Here is an 814-nt window from a genome sequence, read left to right as displayed (position 1 = left end):
CGGGGAGGCCGAAGAAGTCGTGCCATTTGGTGGTGGGGGTGAAGGTGGTGCCGGTGGAGAGGGCTACGTGGACGTCGTTGGTGTTGTTTTTGGTGAAGACGATGATGTCGTCTTTGCCGTCTCCGTTGACGTCGGCGAGGTAGGGGAATTCGCCGGGGATGCAGAAGTAGTCGTGCCATTTGATGGTGGTGCCGGTGAAGCCGGTGCCGGTGGAGGTGGCGGCGTAGACGTCGGCGTCGGTGTTGCAGGTGAAGGTGACGATGTCGTCTTTGCCGTCGCCGTTGATGTCGCCGACGCGGGGTTGTTCGTTGCCGACGGCGAAGAGGTCGTGCCATTTTTGTGGTGGGCCGAAGTTGGTGCCGGTGGAGAGGGCGATGATGACGTCGGAGGCGGTGGCGGGGCCTTGGGTGAAGGTGATGATGTCGTCTTTGCCGTCGCCGTTGACGTCGCCGAGGGCGGGGTATTCGCCGGGGATGGAGAAGTAGTCGTGCCATTTGTTGGCGGTGCCGGTGAAGCCGGTGCCGGTGGAGAGGGCGACGTAGACGTCGGCGTTGTTGTCGTGGGTGAAGGTGATGATGTCGTCTTTGCCGTCGCCGTTGACGTCGCCGATGGCGGCGACTTCGGCTCCGGGGGCGAACCAGTCGTGCCATTTGGTGGCGGGGTTGAAGCTGGTGCCGGTGGACAGGGCTACGTAGACGTCGGCGAGGGATCCGTGGGTGAAGGCGACGATGTCGTCTTTTCCGTCGCCGTTGAAGTCTCCGGTGGTCAGGGTTTCACCGTTGAGGCCGAAGAAGTCGTTCCACTTCACCGACGT

1 protein-coding gene is annotated in these 814 nt (G+C 62.7%); it reads right to left on the bottom strand.

The window, feature by feature from the left end; all coding sequences use genetic code 11:
- The coding region (locus SNR22_RS29165; RefSeq protein WP_320069895.1) for a VCBS repeat-containing protein at nucleotides 1-814 on the bottom strand (814 nt) is incomplete at both ends.

It is taken from the genome of Micromonospora sp. RTGN7, assembly GCF_033804645.1.
Taxonomy (GTDB): domain Bacteria; phylum Actinomycetota; class Actinomycetes; order Mycobacteriales; family Micromonosporaceae; genus Micromonospora.
This window is presented reverse-complemented; position numbering and strand designations above follow the sequence as displayed.